Annotated in this window: 24 protein-coding genes; 12 read left to right on the top strand and 12 right to left on the bottom strand. The window is 65.5% G+C overall.

Annotation, left to right across the window (positions count from 1 at the left end):
* Positions 1-5 precede the first annotated feature (5 nt).
* Positions 6-896, top strand: coding sequence for a hypothetical protein (locus tag VN706_24665; protein HXT18841.1), 891 nt, complete (start codon positions 6-8; stop codon positions 894-896).
* Complete coding sequence (rlmN, locus tag VN706_24660) at positions 893-1,993, top strand: 23S rRNA (adenine(2503)-C(2))-methyltransferase RlmN (protein HXT18840.1); 1,101 nt, start codon at positions 893-895, stop codon at positions 1,991-1,993. The genes VN706_24665 and rlmN overlap by 4 nt, the downstream gene beginning before the upstream one ends.
* Here the strand turns inward: rlmN and VN706_24655 are convergent.
* From VN706_24655 to VN706_24610, 10 genes are read right to left on the bottom strand one after another with little or no spacing between them, the layout of a single operon-like run.
* Complete coding sequence (locus VN706_24655) at positions 1,922-2,350, bottom strand: LytR C-terminal domain-containing protein (GenBank protein ID HXT18839.1); 429 nt, start codon at positions 2,348-2,350, stop codon at positions 1,922-1,924. The genes rlmN and VN706_24655 overlap by 72 nt on opposite strands.
* Positions 2,347-2,883 carry an HD domain-containing protein gene (locus VN706_24650; protein HXT18838.1) on the bottom strand — a complete coding sequence of 179 codons (537 nt, stop codon included), beginning with the start codon at positions 2,881-2,883 and terminating at the stop codon, positions 2,347-2,349. The genes VN706_24655 and VN706_24650 overlap by 4 nt, the downstream gene beginning before the upstream one ends.
* Positions 2,880-3,299 (bottom strand): 2-amino-4-hydroxy-6-hydroxymethyldihydropteridine diphosphokinase, encoded by a 420-nt coding sequence (gene folK / locus VN706_24645; GenBank protein ID HXT18837.1) that lies wholly within the window; start codon positions 3,297-3,299, stop codon positions 2,880-2,882. Before folK ends, VN706_24650 begins: the two co-directional genes overlap by 4 nt.
* Positions 3,292-3,666, bottom strand: a complete 375-nt coding sequence (locus VN706_24640) for a dihydroneopterin aldolase (protein HXT18836.1) — start codon at positions 3,664-3,666, stop codon at positions 3,292-3,294. Before VN706_24640 ends, folK begins: the two co-directional genes overlap by 8 nt.
* On the bottom strand, positions 3,663-4,490 hold the full coding sequence (gene trpA, locus VN706_24635; GenBank protein HXT18835.1) for a tryptophan synthase subunit alpha: 828 nt from the start codon (positions 4,488-4,490) through the stop codon (positions 3,663-3,665). The genes VN706_24640 and trpA overlap by 4 nt, the downstream gene beginning before the upstream one ends.
* Positions 4,474-5,937, bottom strand: coding sequence for an HD-GYP domain-containing protein (locus VN706_24630; protein ID HXT18834.1), 1,464 nt, complete (start codon positions 5,935-5,937; stop codon positions 4,474-4,476). The genes trpA and VN706_24630 overlap by 17 nt, the downstream gene beginning before the upstream one ends.
* Positions 5,934-7,679 (bottom strand): HEAT repeat domain-containing protein, encoded by a 1,746-nt coding sequence (locus VN706_24625; GenBank protein HXT18833.1) that lies wholly within the window; start codon positions 7,677-7,679, stop codon positions 5,934-5,936. Before VN706_24625 ends, VN706_24630 begins: the two co-directional genes overlap by 4 nt.
* Entirely contained in the window at positions 7,676-8,860 is a 1,185-nt protein-coding gene (gene trpB / locus VN706_24620; protein ID HXT18832.1) for a tryptophan synthase subunit beta, read from the bottom strand. The genes VN706_24625 and trpB overlap by 4 nt, the downstream gene beginning before the upstream one ends.
* Positions 8,857-9,564 carry a phosphoribosylanthranilate isomerase gene (locus VN706_24615; GenBank protein HXT18831.1) on the bottom strand — a complete coding sequence of 236 codons (708 nt, stop codon included), beginning with the start codon at positions 9,562-9,564 and terminating at the stop codon, positions 8,857-8,859. Before VN706_24615 ends, trpB begins: the two co-directional genes overlap by 4 nt.
* Positions 9,554-10,375, bottom strand: a complete 822-nt coding sequence (locus VN706_24610; protein HXT18830.1) for an indole-3-glycerol phosphate synthase TrpC — start codon at positions 10,373-10,375, stop codon at positions 9,554-9,556. The genes VN706_24615 and VN706_24610 overlap by 11 nt, the downstream gene beginning before the upstream one ends.
* A 92-nt stretch (positions 10,376-10,467) precedes the next feature.
* Between VN706_24610 and lexA the strand changes: the two genes are divergently transcribed.
* Positions 10,468-11,076 (top strand): transcriptional repressor LexA, encoded by a 609-nt coding sequence (gene lexA / locus VN706_24605; GenBank protein ID HXT18829.1) that lies wholly within the window; start codon positions 10,468-10,470, stop codon positions 11,074-11,076.
* A gap of 199 nt (positions 11,077-11,275) precedes the next feature.
* Here the strand turns inward: lexA and trpD are convergent, their stop codons facing one another.
* Complete coding sequence (gene trpD / locus VN706_24600) at positions 11,276-12,325, bottom strand: anthranilate phosphoribosyltransferase (GenBank protein ID HXT18828.1); 1,050 nt, start codon at positions 12,323-12,325, stop codon at positions 11,276-11,278.
* A complete protein-coding gene (locus VN706_24595) occupies positions 12,315-13,616 on the bottom strand; it encodes a GAF domain-containing protein (protein HXT18827.1) in 1,302 nt (433 codons plus the stop codon). Before VN706_24595 ends, trpD begins: the two co-directional genes overlap by 11 nt.
* Positions 13,617-13,748: 132 nt before the next feature.
* Here VN706_24595 and truA point away from each other — a divergent pair, with 132 nt between their 5' ends.
* From truA to VN706_24550, 9 genes are all read left to right on the top strand, one after another.
* Positions 13,749-14,537, top strand: a complete 789-nt coding sequence (gene truA / locus VN706_24590) for a tRNA pseudouridine(38-40) synthase TruA (protein HXT18826.1) — start codon at positions 13,749-13,751, stop codon at positions 14,535-14,537.
* Positions 14,534-15,937 (top strand): trypsin-like peptidase domain-containing protein, encoded by a 1,404-nt coding sequence (locus VN706_24585; GenBank protein HXT18825.1) that lies wholly within the window; start codon positions 14,534-14,536, stop codon positions 15,935-15,937. Before truA ends, VN706_24585 begins: the two co-directional genes overlap by 4 nt.
* On the top strand, positions 15,934-17,388 hold the full coding sequence (gene purB, locus VN706_24580; protein HXT18824.1) for an adenylosuccinate lyase: 1,455 nt from the start codon (positions 15,934-15,936) through the stop codon (positions 17,386-17,388). Before VN706_24585 ends, purB begins: the two co-directional genes overlap by 4 nt.
* Positions 17,385-18,311, top strand: coding sequence for a phosphoribosylaminoimidazolesuccinocarboxamide synthase (locus tag VN706_24575; protein HXT18823.1), 927 nt, complete (start codon positions 17,385-17,387; stop codon positions 18,309-18,311). The genes purB and VN706_24575 overlap by 4 nt, the downstream gene beginning before the upstream one ends.
* Positions 18,308-18,961: a phosphatidylserine decarboxylase family protein gene (locus VN706_24570; protein ID HXT18822.1), complete on the top strand. Its 654-nt coding sequence runs from the start codon at positions 18,308-18,310 to the stop codon at positions 18,959-18,961. Before VN706_24575 ends, VN706_24570 begins: the two co-directional genes overlap by 4 nt.
* On the top strand, positions 18,958-20,226 hold the full coding sequence (pssA, locus tag VN706_24565) for a CDP-diacylglycerol--serine O-phosphatidyltransferase (GenBank protein ID HXT18821.1): 1,269 nt from the start codon (positions 18,958-18,960) through the stop codon (positions 20,224-20,226). Before VN706_24570 ends, pssA begins: the two co-directional genes overlap by 4 nt.
* Complete coding sequence (purS, locus tag VN706_24560) at positions 20,223-20,486, top strand: phosphoribosylformylglycinamidine synthase subunit PurS (protein HXT18820.1); 264 nt, start codon at positions 20,223-20,225, stop codon at positions 20,484-20,486. The genes pssA and purS overlap by 4 nt, the downstream gene beginning before the upstream one ends.
* Before the next feature lie 10 nt (positions 20,487-20,496).
* The gene (purQ, locus tag VN706_24555; GenBank protein ID HXT18819.1) at positions 20,497-21,189 is read left to right on the top strand and encodes a phosphoribosylformylglycinamidine synthase subunit PurQ; all 693 of its coding nucleotides are present in this window, start codon (positions 20,497-20,499) and stop codon (positions 21,187-21,189) included.
* Between the two features lie 107 nt (positions 21,190-21,296).
* Positions 21,297-21,626 carry a hypothetical protein gene (locus VN706_24550; GenBank protein HXT18818.1) on the top strand — a complete coding sequence of 110 codons (330 nt, stop codon included), beginning with the start codon at positions 21,297-21,299 and terminating at the stop codon, positions 21,624-21,626.
* Positions 21,627-21,629: the final 3 nt, after the last annotated feature.

Raw genomic sequence — 21,629 nt, 5'->3', positions numbered from 1 at the left:
AGTATATGTCCCGCTTCATCTTCGCCATCGCGGCGTTCGTGGGTCTCACCAGCGCCGCCGTGGCGCAGCAAGTGCCTGGGCGGGACTTGCTGGAGTTTCCGTTGGGCCTGCTCGCCGACTCGCCGCCGCTCAGCCGCACCATGCCCGGCGGTTTCTGGAATCCAGCCAACGGCGCGCTAAACCCCGGCGACCACGCCGCGATCGGCTTCTCGGGACTCACGACGCCGCAAGAACAAGGCATTCGCCTGCAGATGATCGGCGGCGAGTTGCGTGTGTCGCCGACGCTCACGGCAACGATGACGTTCGCGAACGCGTCGGTCAGTGACATCATTCGCACGGCGACCGACCCGCAGTCCCTTGGAGAGATTCCGTACGGCACGTCGGTGGTCTCGGGCGGACTGTCGGCGCGACAGCACAACATCTCCTATGGCGCTGCGCTCAGGTATCGCTGGGCGACGCTCGACCTGAGTCACTCCCACTCGCTCGCGCTCGATGGCGGCGTCAGCGTAGACGGCGTCGCTGGAACGCCGGTGCGCCTGGCGGCCTCGACGTTCCTCTTCTCCGTGAACCATGGCCGCGAGACGCCGACATACATGCTCGGCGCTGACATGCCGGTCGTTCGACGCGATTCAATCCTCACGCTCCGCGCCGGCTATTCGGCGAGCCGGACCACGGGCCGCGGCCGGGACGACTATGCGTTCACCAGTGCCAGCTTTCGTCAGCTGGACGTGAGCGCCGGCGTTTCGCAGACGTCGGCGTACGGATCGACCGCGCAGCGACTGCGCCTGGGCGTTGGTCTGCGCTATGCCAACTATGACATCGCCTTCGGTCGTGAGGATGGCGCGGCAGGGTTCGGCGCCAGCTACCAGTTTCTGATTTCTCGAGTGTTCCGTTGAAGCCTTCCGAGCGGCCGACCGGCAAAGTCAATCTCCTGGATCTGACGCCCGCGTCTGCTCGCGACAGTCTGGCGCGCTTTCTCGAGACCATCGGTGAGCCGGCATACCGCGCGAAGCAGGTCGCACGGCGCCTGTGGCAGAATCCGGCGCCGTCCTTCGATGCGATGACGGAGCTTCCGGTTCGGTTGCGCGAATTGCTCGACACCGCGTTCGAGCTGCCGCGGCTCACGATCGCGGCGCGACAGAAATCGAACGACGGCACCGAGAAGTTTCTCTTCCGGCTCGCCGACAACGAAGCGATCGAGACCGTCGCGATCCCCGAAGGCGATCGCGTCACGCTCTGCATCTCGTCGCAGGCGGGATGCGCATTGCAATGCGCGTTCTGCGCGACCGGCGCGATGGGCTTCACGCGCAACCTGTCGATGTTCGAGATCGCGAGTCAGGTGCGCGAGATGCGCTTGCTCGAGCCGCCGATCAACATCACGAACATCGTCTTCATGGGCATGGGCGAGCCGCTCATGAATTGGCGCGCTGTCGACGCCACGCTGACGACGCTCAACGATCCCGACGGCTTGGGCATTGGTGCGCGACACATCACGATCTCCACCGTCGGCGTGCTGCCGGGCATCGTCGCGCTTGGCGAGCGTCCCGAGCAGTTCCGCCTGGCGATTTCGATTCACGCGCCGAACGACGCGCTCCGGCAGGAGCTCATGCCGATCAACACCAAGTTTCCGCTCGCGCAGGTGATCGACGCGGCGAAGGTGTTCGACCGCCGCGTCACCTTCGAGTACGTCATGCTGGGCGGTGTGAACGACGCCGAAGAGCACGCCCTGCAACTCGCGCAGCTCGCACGCGAGTGCAAGGCGTTCGTGAATCTCATCCCGCTGCATCCGGGCGGAGCGCGCGGCTTCACACCGACGCCGACCGACAAGATCGTCAAGTTCGCGCGCGAGCTGCGGAAGCTCGGTGTCGAGGTCGCGGTACGAAAGAGCCGCGGCATCGACATCGCCGCGGCGTGCGGACAGCTACGGGTAGAACGGCTGGGCCGGCGGCCGCCACGTCGCGCCAAGCACGACGACGACGTCCAGGTAGCGTGAGCTGTCCGGGCGCGCCTCGACGCGCGCCGGAGCAAGCCCACGCGCGACGCGCTGCGCCCAGTCGGGATGGCCGGTGAGATCGTACACGATCGTCGTGTCGCGCGGCGTCGCATCCGTTCCGTTCTCGAGCACATCGAATCCACGATCGCGCAGCAGCATCGTCGCGCGCCGAGCCAAACCGCGCGTTCGCGTTCCGTTCAGTACTTGAACGCGAACGCGTGTGCCCGGCGGCGCGTGCACCTCCGGTCCGCCGGTCGGGTCCTTCGCGGCACGGCTTCCTGTAGAATGCCACAGCGTATCCGCGCCGATGAGCACCAACCCGAGCGCGACCACGCCAAGAATTCCCCTGCCGGTCATCGCACCGCGTTCCAGAGGCCGACGGTTTCGGGAAAGAGTGTGTACCCCTCGCGCAAGGCATGCTCGAGCCGCGCTCGCACGACTTGTCTGAACACGCCGTCGAAGTCGTGCGGAACCTGCACGGCGAGAAACGCGCGATCGGTGCGCGAGAAGTTGCGTCCCGGTTCGAGAAAATCCGCCATGTACAGCGCCTTTCCCGTGCGATCCCAATCCGGCGCGCCGACAGTGTGGTAGCGGATTGCGCGCAGGACGGATTCCGTCGCTTCCTCGCGCGACGCGAGCAGATTCGCCACCGCCGGTCCGTGCAACAGCTCCGCTTCGCGCTCCGCATCGCGAGCCAGGCCGCGCAAGTCCGCTTCGGGCGCGTCGCGCAGCGCGTCGTGCAACAATCCGGCGGAGTACCACGCTTCGCGTTCTTCCGAAGAGACCCCTAGCTCGTCGGCCCACTCCATGAGCATCGCGATGACGCGCGTGATGTGCTTGCGCCGCTTGTCGCTCACCTGCGCCCACGCCGGGAAGATGATCTCGCTCATGCCGGGCCGGCGCCCCCACGCAGTTCGGCGAGCTCGCGCCGCCAGAAGTCGCGGTTCGCCAGCTCGGGATGCGGCACTTCGAGCCCCGGCGCTTGCATGGTCTGTTGATCGAAGCAAACGATGTCGAGATCGATCGTGCGCGGCCCCCATCGCACGTTCCGCACTCGGCCCTCGCGAAGCTCGATGTCCTGCAGCATCACGAGCAGCTCGCGCGGCGACAGCGTCGTTTGGAGCGCGATCATCTGGTTGAGAAATGGTGGTTGTTCGAGCAAGCCGATCGGGGCGGTCTCCTCGATCGCCGACTCGGCGAGCACTCGGCTGTGCGGCAGCGCTCCCAGCGCGGCGCGCGCTCGCGCGAGGTGCGCATGCCGATCGCCGAGATTGGAGCCGAGCGCAATGTAGGCGACGTCAATCATTCGTGCGGCGCTCGACGACGATTTGCGCGTACGCCAACGGCCCACCGAGTGCGACGCGCGGTTTCCGAACCGCGACGCGCGCGCGACAAATGCGGCCATTCACGGCGAGCGCGCCCTCGGCGACGCGATCCGCAATCTCTTCCAGAAAATCGATCGGCGCGGCGCGCATGACGGCGGCGGCCACGTCGTACAGCTCGCGATAGTCGACGACCGAATCGCCCGGCCCGACGTCGACGGTGAGGTCGATCTCGATCGGCTGCGGCGTCGTGCGCTCGTTGGGTAGAATGCCTACCAGCGCGTCGAAGCGCATGGCCTCGAGTGTGATCTCGAGCGTGGTCTGGTGCGTGCGCCGCTCCGTCGCGCTCACGCGCCGTCGATCGCGGCCCGCATCTCCGCGGCGAGTCGTGCCGCCTGCTCGACGCCTTCGCCCGCGGCGCGCACGATCGCGCTGCCCACGACCACGCCGTCCGCGATGCGCGCCACCTGCGCCGCCTGCTCGGGCCGCGACACGCCAAAGCCCACGCACACCGGCAACGTCGTCGCGCCGCGCAGGCGCTTCACCGTGTCGGATAATTCTGGCGGCAGCGTATCGCGCATGCCCGTCACGCCCAAGCTGCTGATCAGATACACGAAGCCACTGCCATGCTCCGCGATTTCCTTCATGCGCGCCTCGGGCGTCGTCGGCGCCACGAGCCGGATGAACGACAACGGGCCGGAGCCAATGCGCGACTCGAGCTCGGGGTCGGATCCAACCGGAAGGTCGATGAGCAGCAGTCCACCGATGCCCGCATCGGCCGCGCGCTCGAGTGCGTCGGAACCCGCGGCCATGATCGGATTGAGATAACTCATGAGCACCAAGGGGACTCGCGCTTTGGCTTTCGCGACCATCTCGAGCAGGCGATCGAAGCTCATGCCCTGATCGAGCGCCATCTGCGAGCTCGCCTGAATCACCGGACCGTCGGCCATCGGATCGGAGAACGGCAGCCCGAGCTCGATGACGTCGGCGCCCGATTCCTGGAGCGCGATCAGGAGCTCGACGCTGCGCTCGAGATCGGGATGCCCGGCGGTGATGTACGGGACGAGCGCACGCGTCTTCGACGCGCGCAACTTCGCGAACGTGTGCTCGATCCCGCGCTCGGCAGTTGATGCCGTGCCCGATGCCTCGCGGGAGGCTTCAGGTGAAATAGTCACCGACGCGGACGCCATATCGATCAGGGTTTTCCGTTTTGATGATGGTACGCAGGAACACGCCGTCGGCGTTCCGGTCCGCCAGGTCCACCAGATCGCCCGGATGCACGAGGTTGCCCTGCGCGTCGCTGATGACGCGCACGATCGGCCGCGACAGCATGTCCTGCAGGGGATTTACCGCGTGCACGATGCCCAGCTCGAATGTATCGAGCACCACCAGGGTCCCCACCGGGTAGATGCCGGTCAGGTTGATGAACGCCTTGACGATGACCGGGTCCATGCCGCGGCGCGGATTGTCGCGCATCTCGAGCATGACCTGGGCGGGCGTGAACGGCACGGTCTGGTATGAACGCCGAGACGTGGCGGCGTCGAAGCCGTCGGCGATCGCGACGATCTTGCTGAACATGCTGAGCTGGCGCGCCCGAATCGGACGAGGATAGCCGGTGAGGTCGCGCTTCATGTGATGCTCGTGCGCCACGATCATCGAGCGATACGGCAGCTCCTGCGCGCCACGCACCTGGAAGAGCGCGAGCACGCCCAGCCACGGGTGCGACGCAATCAGGCGCCACTCTTCGTCCGTCAACCCGCCGGACTTGTTGAGAATCGATTGCGGCACGCGCGACTTGCCGATGTCGTGGAACAGCGCGGCCATGCCGAGATCGTACAACTGCAGCTTGTTCAGCCCAAGGCGTTTGCCAAGGGCGACGGAGAAGATGCAGACGTTGACGCTGTGCGTGAACGTGTACTCGTCGTAGTCGCGAATCGTCGTGAGCCCGATGAGCGACGTCTCCTCGCTCAGAATCTGGTCGACGATGCCCTGCACCACGCGCTTGATCTTCTTGATGTTCGGGCTGCCGCCCATCCGCACCGACGACATGAGGTCCCGCGTCGCGGCGACGGATTGCGCGTAGGTGCGTTTGGCCCGCTCCTTCGCCTTTTCCTTGTTGCCTTCGCCCGGCTCCGCCGGCGGCGCGAACGTGAATGCCGCGACACCCGCGCTATCGAGCTTGTCGCCGAGTTGCAGCAGGCGTTCCGCCGGATCGTCCACGCCGGGCGCTTGCAAGAGCGACAGGAAGACGAGCCAGTCCTTCGGGGTTACGCCATCGGACACCGTGACCGTACCAATGCCCGCGGCACGAAATAGTGCCAATAGGTGACTAAAGCTCGCGAAGTTGTCGAGGTCCAGCCGCAAGCGCGTCTGATTGACGAAGATGAATTCGCCCGACATCCGCAGCTCGAGCTCGCCCTCGCTGCCGAGCAGCTCGTTGCTCTGGCTCGCGAGCTCGGCGAGCGCTTTTTGAACGGCCGCGTTCTCGACGGGATAGAGCTTCACGGCGCGCAGCGCACCGTACGCCGCGAAGATGAGCTGGCGGCCCGCGCGACGAATGAACGAATCGCCCGAGCCTTCGCCGCCGGCCGCGCCGGGAGGCGCCATGCGGGGCGTCGTCACGTCGGTCCTCCGCCGCGCAGCGCCTTGTTCACCGCGTTGCGCACGACGATCTCTTTTTCGGTCGACGCCTTCTGCAATGCTTCGCGCGCTTTCGGCGTACCGACGCGGCCGAGCGCAATCGCCGCACACGCGCGCAGCTCGGGATCTTCGCGGCGGCCAAGGAATCCCTTGCCGTTTAGAATATTGTCAAGCTGCGGAACGCCGCCGTCACCGCACAACGCGCCGTAGCCTTCGAAGAATGCCATTTTCTCCGTGAGGTCCGCCTCACGCACCGCCTTGCCCTTCACCACCGCCTCGAGCCGCGGCAGCACCGGGCGATAGACCTTCGCGGTCAGCGCGCGCACGGCGGTGATGCGCACGTCGCGATCGTCGTCCTCGACCGATTTCTCGAGTGCTTGCAGCGCACCAGGCGAGGCGATCTCCGTCAGCGCCTGCACGGCGAGCTGGCGGCGCTGCACGTCGGGTTCCGTCAGAATCTTGCTCAGGGAAAGCACCGCCGCCTGCGCCTTGAGCGCGCCGGCGCGGCGAATCGCCTCGGCCGACACCTCGGGCTCGGGCGCCTGAATGAGCCGCACGAGCTCCGCGGTGTTCGCCGCGGCGAGGCGTCCGGCCGCTGCCTGAAGCAACGGGCGCAGTCGGTCGTTGTGCGATGAGCCAAGCCACAGGAAGACCGTCGACAGCGCGGCGGGTCGAAGCTGGTCGAAGAGCTCGACCAGCTCGTCCTGCGGCGGGAGCGTCGGCGCGGCGTCCAACGCCTGAAGCAGCTGCGACGCCGCTTCGGGAGCGCTCAGGCGGTCGGGCAGCGCGGCAAGCTTGGCGCGTTGGTCCTCGGTGATGTCGGTTGCGCGCTGCAGCGACTGCTGCGCTTCCTTGAGCACATACGCGACGCCGCGGAAATGTCCCGTCGTGAGGAGATACACCATGAGGGTGTGGACGTCGTCGAGCACCTCCAGGCGGATTTCCGAATCGGCCTGGGCCTCGAAGATGTCGAGGAGCACCGAGACGACGTTGGTGCGGAGGTCCTGCTGGTACTCGCGCTTGATTTCGTCCTGCAGGTATTCGACTTCACGCTCGTCGAGGAAGTAGAGCGTGGAATCGAAGTCCGCCATGTTGACGATGCCGCCGGCGCGCGACTCCTCCACCGCTTCCTGCGCCGCCTGGCGCACGGCGCCCGGTTCGGCGGGTACCGTGTCGGTGCCGTCGGCCAGATCCTCGCCGCCGCCGCCGCCTTCCTGCAGGAGATCAACGTATTTATATTTAAGAAGTGAAAAATCCGCTTCCCAGAGCATCGTCACGAGATCGTCTTCGTCCGCCGATCCCTTGCGCGCGCGCTGGACGATTTCGAGGAACTTGATCACTTCGGCGTCCTCGAAGCCCTTGGCGATCTTGAGCTCGCGGACGCCGTCCTTGTAGAACAGCCACGCCAGGTTCTCGGACGACCGGGCGGCGGCGGTGGTCGTCTCCGAGACCGTGGCGTCGAACCAGCGGATGTCGCTCTCGGTGATCGCGAGGGCGATTTCGTCCGTCTCGGCCCAGATCGGCGTGAAGCCCGCACGCAGCGTGTTGATCGCGCCTTGATAGATCGGATTGTTCGGCAGATACAACTGGTGCGCACGCGCCGCCTTCACGATCAGGCGGAGCAGCTCCCGGATCGGCGCCGGCGAAAACGGAGCCTGGCCCGGCTCCATGCCGCGCGGCGATCCCGAGGCCAACGAAGGGGCGGACGGCGGAAGCGAGGTCACGATTCCAAAATATTCATTTCACTGACTTGTGCCACGTCCTTGTCCCCGCGGCCACTCACGCAAAGCAGTACCGGTTCATTCTTCCTCCACCGCCCTTTTTGCGAAGCGATCCAGCTCACCGCGTGCGCCGTTTCCAGTGCGGGAATGATGCCCTCGAGCTGACTGAGCAAGCGAAAACCCTCGAGCGCTTGCGCGTCGGAGACCGCCACGTACGTCGCGCGGCCGCTGTCCTTGAGATACGAGTGCTCCGGTCCCACCCCAGGATAGTCCAGACCGGCCGAGATGGAGTGTGCCGGATGCACCTGGCCTCGTTCATCTTGCAGGAGGTAACTGAGCGAGCCATGCAGCACGCCGGGCTTGCCGCGTGACAGCGACGCTGAATGCCGATCGGTATCCAGTCCGTCGCCGGCCGCTTCGACACCGACCAGCTCCACGTCGCGATCGTCGATGAACGCGGCAAACGCGCCCATTGCATTCGATCCACCGCCGACGCACGCGACCACTGTCTTCGGCAGTCTCCCGACGCGCTCCAGCATTTGCGCGCGCGCCTCGGTGCTGATCACCGATTGGAAGTCGCGCACCATACGCGGATACGGCGCCGGTCCCACGACCGACCCGATGATGTAATACGTGTCATTGACGTTGGTGACCCAGTCGCGGATCGCTTCCGTCGTCGCGTCCTTGAGCGTGCGCGTGCCGCTCGTGACGCCGACGACCTTTGCTCCCATGAGCCGCATGCGAAAGACGTTGAGCGACTGGCGCCGCATGTCTTCTTCGCCCATGTACACGATGCACTGCATCCCGTAGCGCGCGCAGACGGTGGCCGTCGCCACACCGTGCTGCCCCGCCCCCGTCTCGGCGATGATGCGCGTCTTGCCCATGCGACGCGCCAGCAGGATCTGTCCGACGGTGTTGTTGATCTTGTGCGCGCCCGTGTGGTTCAAGTCTTCGCGCTTGAGCCACACCTGCGCGTCCACGAGCTCGGAGAATCGCGGCGCGCTGGTCAGCGCGGACGGTCGGCCCACGTAGTTCTTGAGCATGTCGTCGAGCTCGGCGCGGAACGATGAATCGTCGCACGCGGCGTCGTACGCAGCCTCGAGCTCCTCGAGCGCGGGGATGAGCGTCTCGGGCACGTATCGGCCGCCGAACAGTCCGAATCGATCCTGCTGTACGATGGTCATCTTGGACTCTGGTTGTTCCTCGCTTCGGCGCTTCGCGCCTTCGCTCGGAATTCCGCGGATACACTTTCGACCGCGTCGCGGAACGCGCGCATTCGTTGATGATCCTTGACGCCCGGCGAACCGGGTTGCTCAACGCCCGACGACACGTCCACGACGTCGGGGTCGAGCGCACCGATCGCCTGCGCGACGTTCTCGGCGCGAAGGCCTCCAGCAAGGACGATTTTCACCCCGGACCGCAATCGCGCAATCGCGGCCGACAGCGCGTCCCACGGAAGCGTAACGCCGGTCCCGCCCAACCCTCCCGCAACGAGAGCGTCGAGAAGTAATCCGTCACCCGCGTAAGCGAGTTCGGCCGCCTCAGGCGGCAGCTCAGCACCGGCCACTCGCAGCACCGGCCAGACCTCGCCGGTGAATTGGTCGCGAATCCGCGAGATGCGCATCGGATCAGACGCACCGTGCAGCTGAACGACGGAGAGGCTCGCCTCGAACGCCGCTGTCGCGATCTCTTCCGGCGATTGATCGCCAAAGACGCCCACACGCCTCACGCGGCCCGGCACCTCGCCGAGCACCTCGCGCGCCCGTGCCGGCGTAAGATTTCGGGGCCCGCCGGCGAAGATCACGCCGACGTACGAAGCGCCGAGCGCCACCGCTTCGCGCACATCCTCGGCGCGTGTCAGGCCGCAGAACTTGATCTCAGGCGCCACGGCCAATCCGCTCGACACTCGCAAGCGTGTGCACCATCGCCGATGGATCGGCGGCGGCGGAAATCACTGAGCCTACCAACACCGCATCCGCGCCGGCGCGTGCGTATCGCTCGACGTCGGCTCGACCGCTCACGCCGCTCTCGGCGATCGCGACGACGTCGCGAGGAATCTCGGCGAGCAGCCGCTCCGACGTGGCGGGGTCGATGACGAGTGTCTCGAGATTTCGATTGTTGATGCCGATCACCGCCGCACCGGCGTCGAGTGCGCGCCGCAGCTCCTCGGCATCGCGAATCTCCACGAGCACCTCGAGGGAGATGCTTCGCGCGAAGGCGACGAGTTGCGGCAGGTCGCCAGGCGAGAGCGCGCGGGCGATGAGCAGCGCCGCCGACGCGCCGATCGCTTTCGCCTCGAGCAGCTGGACCGGATCGACGTGAAAGTCCTTCTTGAGAATTGGAACCGCGACGTGCGAGCGCACCGCGAGCAGGTCGTCGACGGAGCCGCCGAAGTGCGCCGGCTCGGTGAGCACTGAGATCGCGGCCGCCCCGCCGCGCTCGTAGGCGCATGCCTGGTCTGGCGCCGAAATCTCGGCGTTGATCCACCCCTTCGACGGCGAGCGCCGCTTCACCTCGGCGATGACGCCGACGTGCGAGCCCGTGAGGGCGGCGGAGAATCCCGGCGCCTGCGGCGCATTCGCGACGTGGCGCTCGAGCTCGGCGGTACGCGTTCGGAGTGCTTCGACGCGTGCTTTCGCCTCGGCGATGATCCCGCCCAACGTCCCGCCCGGAGGCGTCCACACAGAAGAAGCTTGCACTTCGGTCCTTCTTCGGATATTCTAGTGTTCGGGGCTTATTCGGTAAACTACCCCGAGTCTATCCATCATATAAGCTGAACGGGTGTCAGCCTATGCCGCTCACAAAGCGTCAGCGTGAAATCCTAACTTACCTCACGGCTTACACGGAGCAAAACGGCTTCGCGCCAAGCTTTGAGGAAATCGCCGAGCAGTTCAGCTACAACTCGCTCGCGACGGTGCACGAGCATCTGACCAACCTCGAGCGCAAGGGCTATATCAAGCGGAGTTACAACGAGAGCCGCGCGATCGAAATCCTGCCCAGCGAGGCGACCCCGCGCGCGGTAGAACTGCCGTTACTCGGCACAGTCGCGGCCGGTATGCCGATTGAGGCTCTCGAGCAAAACGAGACGTTCACGGTGCCCGACGCGATGATTGGCCGTGGCGGCAATCATTACGTGCTGCGCGTGCGAGGCAACTCGATGGTCGACGAGCAGATTCGCGACGGCGACTTTGTGGTGGTGAACGAGCGGCAACGCGCGGATAACGGCGAAATGGTGATCGCGATGCTTCACGGTAGCTCTGCTACGGTGAAGAAGTTTTATCGAGAGCGCGACGGACGCATACGCCTACAGCCGGCGAATGAGACCATGACGCCCATCTACGTTCACGAGAATGACATCAGTATCCAGGGGATCGTCGTTGGGGTGTTGCGGAGATATTAGACGGCGCAACTGCAAGAGCGAATGGAAAGAGCGAACGGAAACGGCGATTGGAAAGAGCGAACGGAAACGGCGATTGGAAAGATCGAACGGAAAAGGCGACTGGAAACTGCGACTGATTCGTAGTTTTCAGTCGCCTTTTCCATTCGGTTCTTCCACTCGCTCTTTCCGTTCGTAGTTTCCGTTCGATTTTCCGCGCCGTTTAGCCCCGAAACGCCACTCTGAGCCGCTCCAGCGCCGCCAAACCGACCCCCGCTCCAATCGCCGCTCGCGCAACCTCGACGCCTTCCGCGAACGTGGCCGCACCACCTGCCACATAAATCGCCGCCGCGGCATTGAGCGCGACCGCTGCCGTCGATGCTTCGTTGCCGTCGCCGCGAAGCACCCTGAGCACTGTGGCCGCGTTGTCCGCGGGCGGTCCTCCGACGATGTCCGCGGGCGAACCTCGGCCGAAGCCGAAGTCTTTCGGGTCGATCGTCCACTCGAGCGGGTCGTGGCCCTGGCGCATCTCCACGACGTCGGTCGGACCGAAGGGCGAGATCTCATCCATTCCTTCGCCGTGCACGACCATCGCGTGCACCGAGCCCAGTTCGCTGAGCGCGCCGGCGATCAAGTGCAGTCGCCGCGCGTCCGATACGCCGACGACCTGGCGCCCCGCACTCGCCGGATTCGCCAGCGGCCCGACGAGGTTCATGATCGTTTGTACGCCAAGCTCGCGCCGAACGGGGCCAACGTTCTTCATGGCCGGATGCATGAGCGGCGCGAACATGAACACGATGCCGGCGCTGCGTAGTGCGTGCTCCATGGTGTGAACGGGCGCGTCGATCGAAACGCCGAGCGCTTCGAGCACGTCTGCACTGCCGCATTGGGTCGTGAACGAACGATTGCCATGTTTCGCGACGCGCAAGCCAACACCGGCCACGACCAGCGCGGCGGCTGTCGAAATATTGAACGTGTTGATCGTGCCGCCACCGGTCCCGCAGGTATCCACCAACGCATCCGGTTCCTCGGCGGGCAACGCGATCATCACGCGACGCAGCGCGCGCACGGCGGCGGCGAGATCCCGCGGCGATTCACCGCGGACTCTCAGTCCGACCAGCAGTGCGGCGATTTGCGCCGGCGTGGCATCACCGGCGAAGATGACGTCGAACGCAGCGCTCAACTCGTCGGGCGACGCGGCCTCGCCGAGCGTCAGTCGGCGAACGGTCGCGAGGAGCGGATTCGGGGCGGTCGGAGGCGTGCTAGCGGACACTGAGCGCTTCGACGAGCCGTTCGGGAAGCCGCGCGTTCGATGCGACGAGCGCGATGACGAGGCCGAGCAGTCGGACGCGATCGACGTCCTCCTCGACGAAGACGCCGTGCATGGCGCGATTCGCGAGGTTCACGACGCCCACCAGCTCGTCGTGATAGACGAGCGGGAAGCTGATGAACGAGCCCGTGGTGAAGTACTGATCGCGAAGCAACGGATGCTGATTCGCCTCGGCCACGTCGCGCACGAGAAGCGGCTCGCGACTCTCGGCCACGCGACCCGCCACGCCGTGACCGATCGAGACGCGAACACCTTCGGTGATGCCGGGCGCCACGCCTTTCGCGGCGGCGATGTACAACTGATCGCCGCCCGGCGTGCACAGCATGAGCGAGCAGCGATGCGCGTGCATGTCGTCGCCGACGAGCGACAGCAAGCCGTCGGCGAGTTGGCGCGGATCGTCGGTCGAGGCATCGAGGGTCAGCACCTTGTCGATCAGATACATGGTGCGCGTCTTCTGTCGCAGTGCTTCGCTTCGGCGATGCAGCTCGACGTGCGCCTTCTCGAGCTGTTCGACCGCGGAGCCGACGGTCGCGTCGACCGCGGCGGCACGCTTGAGCGCGCGGCGAGCGTCGTCGGTGGCCAGCGCCAGCTCTCGCTCCAGCGTGAGAATTCGCGCGCTGTTCTCGGCCAACTGGGTGTTGCTCACGTCCATGAGGCGCGCTTCGACTTCGGCGAGCTTGAGCTCGTAGTCGCCGTGCACGCGTTCCGTGACGTCCTCGAGCGTGCGCACCGCCTCCTCACGCGCCGTGCGTTCGAGAAATCTTAAATACGCAAGTTCAAATAGAGCGATCGCCGGCAGAAACCGCTCGGCCGTGCGCGCGCCAAAGAGCTTTCGCGACTCGTACAGCAGCAATAGGCCGCTCAACTGTCCGTCGTAGCGCAGCCCGCGCACGTTCAGCCACCCGGACTCGCCAAGGCCCGGCATGGCGAACAGCCGGCCGAATTCGTCGCTGGCATCGCCGAACTCCACGAACTGGCCGCCCGCCTCGATCGCGACGCGTTCGCGCGTCGGTAAATGATCGAAGGTGGTATCGAGCGTCGTACAGTCGATACGCGAACCGTTGACCAGTAGGCGATCGCGGAGCATCCCCTTCCGTTCATCGAAACGGACGAGGGCCAGCTGAGCGAAGCGATCGACTTCCGACAACGCTTCGCCCAACGCTTGAAGCGCCGCATCGGTGCTGCCGGAAACGGTCAGCGCGTGGGCGAGAGAGGCGAGCGTGCGCGGGGGCATCTGCGAAGTCAATGTGAGCGCGTAGCTCACGCAATGTCAATCGCTTTCGTCACTCGCTTGCATGTCTTTTCGACCTCGCGCATTGCTCCCGCATTGCTTGACACTCCCCTCGGTGCGGGTAGCTTTCGAGCAATGGCCGAGCGCACCGTGCAGCTCGTGTTGCACTACGACGGGAGCGAATTCAGCGGGTGGCAGCGGCAGCCGGACCAACGGACCGTTCAAGGCGTTCTGGAGCTGGCTCTGGAGCGGTTGTGCGCCGAACATATCGCGGCGCTGGGGTCCGGCCGGACCGATGCCGGCGTGCACGCGCGAGGTCAGGCGGTCGGCGTTCGAGTGCCGGAGCGATGGGTGGAAGCGGGTCGCGGTCAGAAGTTGCGGCGCGCGCTGAACGCGGTGCTTCCACGAGACATCTGGGTCGCCGAGGCGATCGAGATGACGCAGGACTTTCACGCGCGCTACAGTGCAGTGAGCCGGCGGTACAGCTACTACGTCGGTACGGATGACGAGGCGCATTCGCCGTTCCGTGATCGGTACGAGCTGGCATTCGGGCAGCCCTTGGATCGGGGCGCTCTGGATGCGGCGGCCGCTCACCTCATGGGCGATCACTGCTTTCGGGGCTTCGCCGTACTCGGGACGGCGCCCGCGCACGATGACCATCGCTGTCGGGTCGCGGAGGCACGGTGGCGCGACCGTCCGGGTGGGCTCGTGTTCGAGATCGAAGCCAATCGCTTTCTCCATCACATGGTGCGCTTTCTCGTCGGAACCATGCTCGACATCGCCTCGGGTCGCCGTTCACACGACGACCTCGTCGCGTTGCTCGACGCGGCCGACAACAGCGACGTGTCACCGCCCGCACCGCCGCACGCCCTCTTTCTCGATCGCGTGATGTATCCGCGCGAGTTGTATCTGATGCCGACATGAAACGCCTCTCCTTCTCCCGATTCATTCTTCTCGCCGTCGCGATCGGATGCACGCGGTCGCCGCGGGAATCCGCGGCGCAAACGTCGGGCGTGAACGTTCCGCCCAACATGCAGGTGTCCCAGAGCCGGCAGAACGCGCTCACCGCCGCGGTCGCGAAGGTCTCGCCATCCGTCGTGACCGTGCAGACCGAAGTGCTGGAGCAAGCGCCGCAGGATCCATTCGACTGGCTCTTTGGCGGGCGCCCACAAGCGCGCACGCAGGCGGGACTGGGCACCGGATTCGTGGTTCGCAACGACGGCGTCATCGTCACGAACGCGCACGTCGTCGCGGGCGCCAGCAAAGTCTCCGTGATGATGCGCGACGGCAAAGTCTTCCCCGCAAAGATCCTCGGCCAGGACGAGACGAACGACATCGCCGTCGTGAAGATCGATGCGAAAGGCCTGGCCGAAGTGAAGCTCGGCAACTCGAACAGTCTCGTCGTCGGCGAATGGGCGATCGCCATCGGCAATCCATTCGGCTTCTACCTGGGCAACAGCGAGCCGAGTGTGAGCGTGGGAGTGATCAGCGCAACGCAGCGCAACCTCGTCGCGCCCGGCGAGGGCCAGGCTTCGTACTTCGACATGATTCAAACCGACGCGGCGATCAATCCCGGCAACTCGGGTGGACCACTCGTCGATGCCGACGGCGAAGTCATCGGCGTGAACAGCAGCATCTTTTCGCCGAGCGGCGGATCGGTTGGTCTGGGGTTCGCGATTCCGATCAATCGTGTCGCGCGCGTCGTGGACGATCTGCTGAGTCACGGGTCGATTCGCAGTCCCTGGATCGGAGTGCGATTGCAGCAGCGGCAGTCCACCAATCCGCGGGACATCATTGCTGAAGGCGCCGTGGTGGCGAGTGTCACCCCGGGTTCGCCTGCCGCGAGCGCCGGCATTCAACCAGGGGACGTGATCGCGCGCGAGGGCACGCGAGTCATTCGCAATCCGTTCGACTGGCAGGCCGCGTTGCTCGACTTGCGGGTCGGCTCGCCCGCGCGATTGCACATTCGGCGCGGCAGCCGCGAGCTCGATGTCAATGTCAACGTCACCGATCTGCCGGAAGTCAGCGCGCCGAAGGTTCAGGTGTTGCGCGACCTGCAGCTGATCACCGTGACGCCGGCGATCGCGGCGGATCGCGGCCTGCGGCGCGCGGCGGGCGCGATGATCTACAACATCAGTCAGACGATCGCCGAGCAGACGGGCCTGCAGCAGGGCGATGTCATCGTCCAGATCAACAACGTGCCGATCGCGAGCGCGCAGGATGTGCAGCGCGTCATCGATCGGCTCGGGAGCCGCAGCTATCTTCGTCTCGTCATCGACCGCCAGGGGCAATTGTTCGTGACCGATCCATTCGCGGTGCGATGACGTTAGAGCACTCGCATCGACAGTATTCGTCGCCGCTCGCGTCCCGGTATGCCTCGACCGCGATGCTCGAGCTGTGGTCGCCCGCCATGCGTCATGGCCTGTGGCGTCAATTGTGGCTCGCGCTCGCGGAATCCGAGAAGGAGCTGGGGGTCGACATTCCGGACGAGGCGATCGCGCAGATGCGCGCGCATCTCGACGACATCGACTTCGATGCGGTCGCGGCGTACGAGCGACGCTTCCGCCACGATGTGATGGCGCACGTGCACGCGTTCGCCGATGTCGCGCCCGAAGCACGCCGTTTCATTCACTATGGCGCGACGAGCGCGTTCGTCACGGACAACGCGGATCTCATCCTCATGCGGCGCGGCATGGAGCTTCTTCGCGGCAAGGTGCTGAACGTGCTGCGCGGGCTCGCGACGTTTGCCCGGACCTGGCGCTCCGAGGCGACGCTTGGTTCGACGCATCTGCAGCCGGCACAGCCGACAACGGTGGGCAAGCGCGCGACGCTGTGGATGCAGGACCTGGTGCTCGACCTCGCGGACCTCGAGCATCGTATCGCCACGCTTCCCTGCCGCGGCGTCAAAGGCACCACGGGCACGCAGGCGAGCTTTCTCGAGATCTTTGGCGGCGATCACGACAAGGTGCGGAAGCTCGACGAGCTGGTCACGCGAAAGATCGGTTTCACGTCGTCGATTCCCGTCTCCGGGCAAACGTATTCGCGCAAGCTCGACGCGCAGGTCCTCGGCGTCGTCGCTGGAATTGCGTCGAGCGCGATGAAGTTCAGCGGCGACGTGCGCGTCCTGCAATCCACCGGCGAGATCGAGGAGCCGTTCGAGACGGAGCAGATTGGTTCGTCCGCGATGGCGTACAAGCGGAATCCCATGCGCTGCGAGCGCATCGCGTCGCTCGCGCGTTTCGTCGTCACGCTCGAGCCGAACGCAAATCTCACGCATGGCGTTCAGTTCTTCGAGCGCACGCTCGACGACAGCGCCAACCGCCGGCTCGTCATTCCCGAGAGCTTCCTCGCCACCGACGCCATTCTCATCCTGATGGAGAACGTCTCGCGCGGGCTCGAGGTGCACCCGGCGCGCATTCGGCGGCGGTTGTTCGACGAGCTGCCGTTCATGGCGACCGAGGAGTTGATCGTACGCGCGGTGCGCGCCGGCGGAGACCGCCAGGTCGCCCACGAGCGCATTCGCCAGCACAGCATCGAAGCGGCGCGCGCGCTCAAGAACGGCGCGGAGAAGAACGACATGTTGGAGCGCCTGGCGAATGATCCGGCGTTCGGTGTTCCGATCGCGGATCTCGAGTCGGCGCTCGATCCCGAGCGCTTCGTCGGCCGCGCTCCCGAGCAGGTCGACGAATTCTTGAGCCAGGTCGTCGAGCCGCTGCTCTCCGGCTCGGCGCGCATCGACCAGGGCGCGGACCGTCCGGTCGAGGTGCGCGTATGACGATCGCTCAGCTCGAGCCGCTGCCGTTGGAACATGTTCGTCGCGGCAAGGTGCGCGAAGTCTATGCCGTGGATGTAGACCGTCTACTGCTTGTCGCCACCGATCGTGTAAGCGCGTTCGACGTCGTGATGGCCGAGCCAATTCCGTTCAAGGGTGCCGTGCTCACGCAAATCACCGCATGGTGGCTTCGCCAGCTGGAGGGTCAGGTCCGGCATCACATGATCAGCGCCGACGCGGACGAGATCATCGCCGACGTGCCCGCACTGGCCGAGCATCGGCCCAGTCTCGTGGGCCGCGCAATGCTCTGCCGTCGCACCGAGGTCTTTCCCATCGAGTGCGTCATTCGTGGATACTTGTCGGGTTCCGCGTGGAGGGAGTACAGGGCCTCGGGCACGCTCGCCGGCGAGTCACTGCCTCCCGATCTGCGCGAGAGTGAGCGATTCGACCCTGCCCTCTTCAGCCCCGCGACAAAGGCCGAAACGGGCCACGATGAGAACATCACCATCGCGCGCATGGCCGAGTCCGTCGGACCCGCGGTCGCCACCGAGCTGGAGCGACTCAGCCGGTTGGTCTATGAGCGCGGACGGTCGATCGCCGCCGAGCGCGGAATCATCATTGCGGATACGAAGTTCGAGTTTGGTCGCGACGCCCAAGGCACCATCACCTTGATCGACGAAGTGCTCACTCCCGACAGCTCGCGCTTCTGGCCCGCCGAGCACTACCAGCCGGGCCGGTCGCAGCCGAGCTTCGACAAGCAGCCGCTGCGCGATTACCTCGATGGCGAGCGGCGGGCCGGCCGATGGAACGGCGAAGCGCCACCCCCCACATTGCCGGATGACGTCGTTCGCGCCACGAGCGCGCGATATCTGGACGCGTTCAAACGCATTACGGGGACTGAGCTCCACATCACGGAGAGCCTGTGAACTTTGCCCGCGAAGGAATCACGTTCATCGTCGTGGCGGCGCTCATTGCGCTCGGCGCGTTCGGCGTCGCGCTCACGCGCCGCTCGTGGCCGGTGTGGCTGCTCGCGTTCGGGCTGACGCTCATCGCGCTGTGGGTCGCGTACTTCTTCCGCGATCCGGTTCGGATAGGCGAGCGCGGCGAACAACTCGTGATCTCGCCCGCCGACGGCAAAGTCGTGATGGTGACCGAGGTCCAGGAGCCGACGTTCATGAAGAGCACCGTCGTTCGGGTTTCGATATTCATGAACGTGTTCAACGTGCACGTGAATCGATATCCGGTCAGCGGAGTCGTGCGCTACGTCGAGAAGCGCGCCGGCAAGTTTCTCAACGCCGCGGCGCCGAACGCCAGCATGGAGAACGAGCAGGCGTCGATCGGGATCGAGACGGGGACGAACCACATTCTCGTGCGGCAGATCGCCGGGCTCATCGCGCGGCGAATCGTGACCGATTCCAAGGAAGGCGAGCGCGTCACGCAGGGAACGCGCATGGGCCTCATTCGCTTCGGTTCGCGCGTCGATGTGTTTCTGCCGGCGGACTCGAAGCTCCGCGTCAAGGTCGGCGACGTCACCTATGCGGGGGTCACCGTGGTCGCTGAGCTGGCGGGTAAATGAACGTACCTCCACGCAATCGATCGCGACGAGCGAGCGAACGACAGGGCGTGCGGCGCGCCGTCGTGCTGCTGCCGAACGGCCTCACGCTCGCGAACCTGATGTGCGGCATCTATGCGATCATCCTCGCCTACCGCGGCGACATCGCCAGCGCGCCAGGCTTCATCGTGCTCGGCGGCATCGCCGACGCGCTCGATGGGCGCGTCGCGCGCGCGACGGGCACGGGCAGTCGCTTCGGCGAAGAGCTCGACTCGCTCGTCGACGCGATCTCATTCGGGTTTGCGCCGGCGCTGATCATGTACATGGGCATTCCCAATCGTGGACAATGGGAATGGCTGTTCGTGTTCATCTTCAGTGCGTGCGCGGTCATGCGGCTGGCGCGCTTCAACGTGGAGCAGGCGGGCCGCGCGAAAACGCATTTTCATGGCTTGCCCAGTCCAGCCGCGGGCCTGACGCTCGCGACCTATTACTGGTTTGCGCAGACGCCGCTCTACAACCAGACGGTGATTTTGTTCACCGACAGCACGACGCTGCGCGATTTGCCGTGGCACGCGATCCTGCGCGGCCTCATGGGAGTGCTCGCGGCGCTGATGATCAGCGACGTGCCCTACCCCGCGTTTCCGTCGATCGGTTTCAACAGCCTCAAACGCCTTTTTGGAACGGTTCTCGTCGCCGGCTCCGTCGTGCTGCTCGTATTTCGCGCCGGAGAGTTCATTTTCCCGGCGCTCCTGGCGTACGTGTTGTACGGCATCGTGAAGTGGATGATCATCGGGCTGCTCGGTGATTCGACGACGCCGGAAGAGATATTCTGGGATCAGGGGCCGGAACGAAGTTCGAGATCGCAACGGCTCGATCGCGGCGATCATCGCGATCGTGGTGATCGTGATCGTGGTGATCGCGATCGTGGTGATCGTGATCGCAGTGATCGGGGTGATCGAGACCGGGGTGATCGTGGCGAACGGCCTCGCCGCCGCGAGGAGCGCCGCACGCAGTTCGGTCGCGTGCCGGTCGCGCCCATCGAGATCGATGAAGACGAAGCCGAAGAGGCCGCACTCGGCCAATCGGCCGACGAAGCCGCGGACCGCGACGAACGAAAGTCGGACGGAGGCGCGAATCAGGCGCAGCGGCGCCGCCGTCGTCGTCGCGGCGGCAAGAGCAACCGTCCGCGCGGCACGACATCAGGCGGCAGCACGCCGGACGGTGCTCCTCCGTCTGAATCGCCGTCGTCATCGACACCCCCACTTCCTCCATCAGGCCCTGCTGAATGAACCGATATAAGGTCGCCGTTCACATCACGCCGCGCCGCGGAATTCTCGATCCGCAAGGCCGTACGGTCGCCGACGCCCTGCACTCGCTCGGCTTCGGCGCCGTGCGCGACGTGCACATTGGCCGCCACGTCATCGTGGAGATCGAAGCAGCCGATCGCGGCGCCGCGGAGCAGTCGACCCGCGACATGTGTGAGCGGCTGCTGGCGAATCCGGTCACGGAAGACTTCGAGATCGCGGGCGTCGATGGCGGTACGCCATGATCGGCATCTTATGAAATTCGGCATCGTCACGTTTCCCGGCTCGAACTGCGACTACGACGCCTATCACGCCGTCGTCGAACAACTCGGCGAAGAAGCGGTGTACCTGTGGCACAAGGATCACGATCTCAAGCAATGCGACGTGATCGTGCTGCCGGGCGGATTCAGCTACGGCGATTACTTGCGGGCCGGTGCGATCGCGCGCTTCAGTCCCGTGATGCAGGACGTCGTCGCGTTCGCGAAGCGCGGCGGGCCGGTGATGGCGATCTGCAATGGATTCCAGATCGCGTGCGAGGCCGGACTGCTGCCCGGCGCGCTGCTGCGCAACGCAAGCCTCAAGTTCGTGTGCGAGCTGGTGCGGCTGAAAGTCGAGTCCACCGACACGATGTTCACGAATCGGTACGAGCGCGGCAGCATCATCCGCATTCCGATCGCGCACGGCGACGGACGCTATACGGCGGACGACGCGACGCTCGATCGCCTCGAGGGCGACGGTCGCGTCGTGCTGCGCTACGCCGGCGGCCCGGGCGACGCCGACGAATGGTGGAGTCCAAACGGGTCCATGCGCGCGATCGCCGGCATCGTCAACGAAGCCGGCAACGTGCTTGGCATGATGCCCCACCCGGAACGCGCCGTGGACGCGCTGCTCGGCTCCGACGACGGATTGAGCATGTTTGAATCAATGCTTGCTAAAGTGGGGGCATGATGGCCGTCATCCCGACAGGCGCGAAACGACCGAGGCATCTACCCTCTCGGTCGACGGGACTTCCCTCCCTCGTGCACGCGAGATCCCTCGTCGCTCTGCTCCTCGGGATGACGATCGCACGCGCGGCGAATGCGCAAACGGCCGCCATCGATCCCGGCATGACGCAGGCGCAGGTCGTCGCGAAATTGGGTCCGCCGCTCTCGACGCGGACGTCGGACGGTCACACGTATCTCTTCTACAAGAACGGCTGCGAGCGGACGTGCGGCATGAACGATCTCGTCGTGCTCGACAGCGGCAAGGTCGTCGACGCCGTGTTTCGTTCGCCCAGTCGCAAGTACACCGGCAAAAGCAGCTCGCCAGTCATGATCTCGCGCACCGACGCTCGACGCGGCGGTGCTCCAACGGCCAAGACCGCGCCACCCACGAAGAAGCCGTAGCCA

The sequence above is a fragment of the Gemmatimonadaceae bacterium genome (assembly GCA_035606695.1).
In the GTDB taxonomy this organism is placed as follows: Bacteria; Gemmatimonadota; Gemmatimonadetes; order Gemmatimonadales; family Gemmatimonadaceae; genus JAQBQB01.
This window is presented reverse-complemented; position numbering and strand designations above follow the sequence as displayed.

Bases quoted from the DNA above. Each gene is read 5' to 3' on its own strand.
- VN706_24665 (HXT18841.1), top strand. From the start codon at position 6: ATGTCCCGCTTCATCTTCGCCATCGCGGCGTTCGTGGGTCTCACCAGC.
- VN706_24655 (HXT18839.1), bottom strand. From the start codon at position 2,350: ATGACCGGCAGGGGAATTCTTGGCGTGGTCGCGCTCGGGTTGGTGCTC.
- VN706_24650 (HXT18838.1), bottom strand. From the start codon at position 2,883: ATGAGCGAGATCATCTTCCCGGCGTGGGCGCAGGTGAGCGACAAGCGG.
- folK (HXT18837.1), bottom strand. From the start codon at position 3,299: ATGATTGACGTCGCCTACATTGCGCTCGGCTCCAATCTCGGCGATCGG.
- trpB (HXT18832.1), bottom strand. From the start codon at position 8,860: ATGACCATCGTACAGCAGGATCGATTCGGACTGTTCGGCGGCCGATAC.
- lexA (HXT18829.1), top strand. From the start codon at position 10,468: ATGCCGCTCACAAAGCGTCAGCGTGAAATCCTAACTTACCTCACGGCT.
- VN706_24595 (HXT18827.1), bottom strand. From the start codon at position 13,616: ATGCCCCCGCGCACGCTCGCCTCTCTCGCCCACGCGCTGACCGTTTCC.
- truA (HXT18826.1), top strand. From the start codon at position 13,749: ATGGCCGAGCGCACCGTGCAGCTCGTGTTGCACTACGACGGGAGCGAA.
- VN706_24585 (HXT18825.1), top strand. From the start codon at position 14,534: ATGAAACGCCTCTCCTTCTCCCGATTCATTCTTCTCGCCGTCGCGATC.
- purB (HXT18824.1), top strand. From the start codon at position 15,934: ATGACGTTAGAGCACTCGCATCGACAGTATTCGTCGCCGCTCGCGTCC.
- VN706_24575 (HXT18823.1), top strand. From the start codon at position 17,385: ATGACGATCGCTCAGCTCGAGCCGCTGCCGTTGGAACATGTTCGTCGC.
- pssA (HXT18821.1), top strand. From the start codon at position 18,958: ATGAACGTACCTCCACGCAATCGATCGCGACGAGCGAGCGAACGACAG.
- purS (HXT18820.1), top strand. From the start codon at position 20,223: ATGAACCGATATAAGGTCGCCGTTCACATCACGCCGCGCCGCGGAATT.
- purQ (HXT18819.1), top strand. From the start codon at position 20,497: ATGAAATTCGGCATCGTCACGTTTCCCGGCTCGAACTGCGACTACGAC.
- VN706_24550 (HXT18818.1), top strand. From the start codon at position 21,297: ATGACGATCGCACGCGCGGCGAATGCGCAAACGGCCGCCATCGATCCC.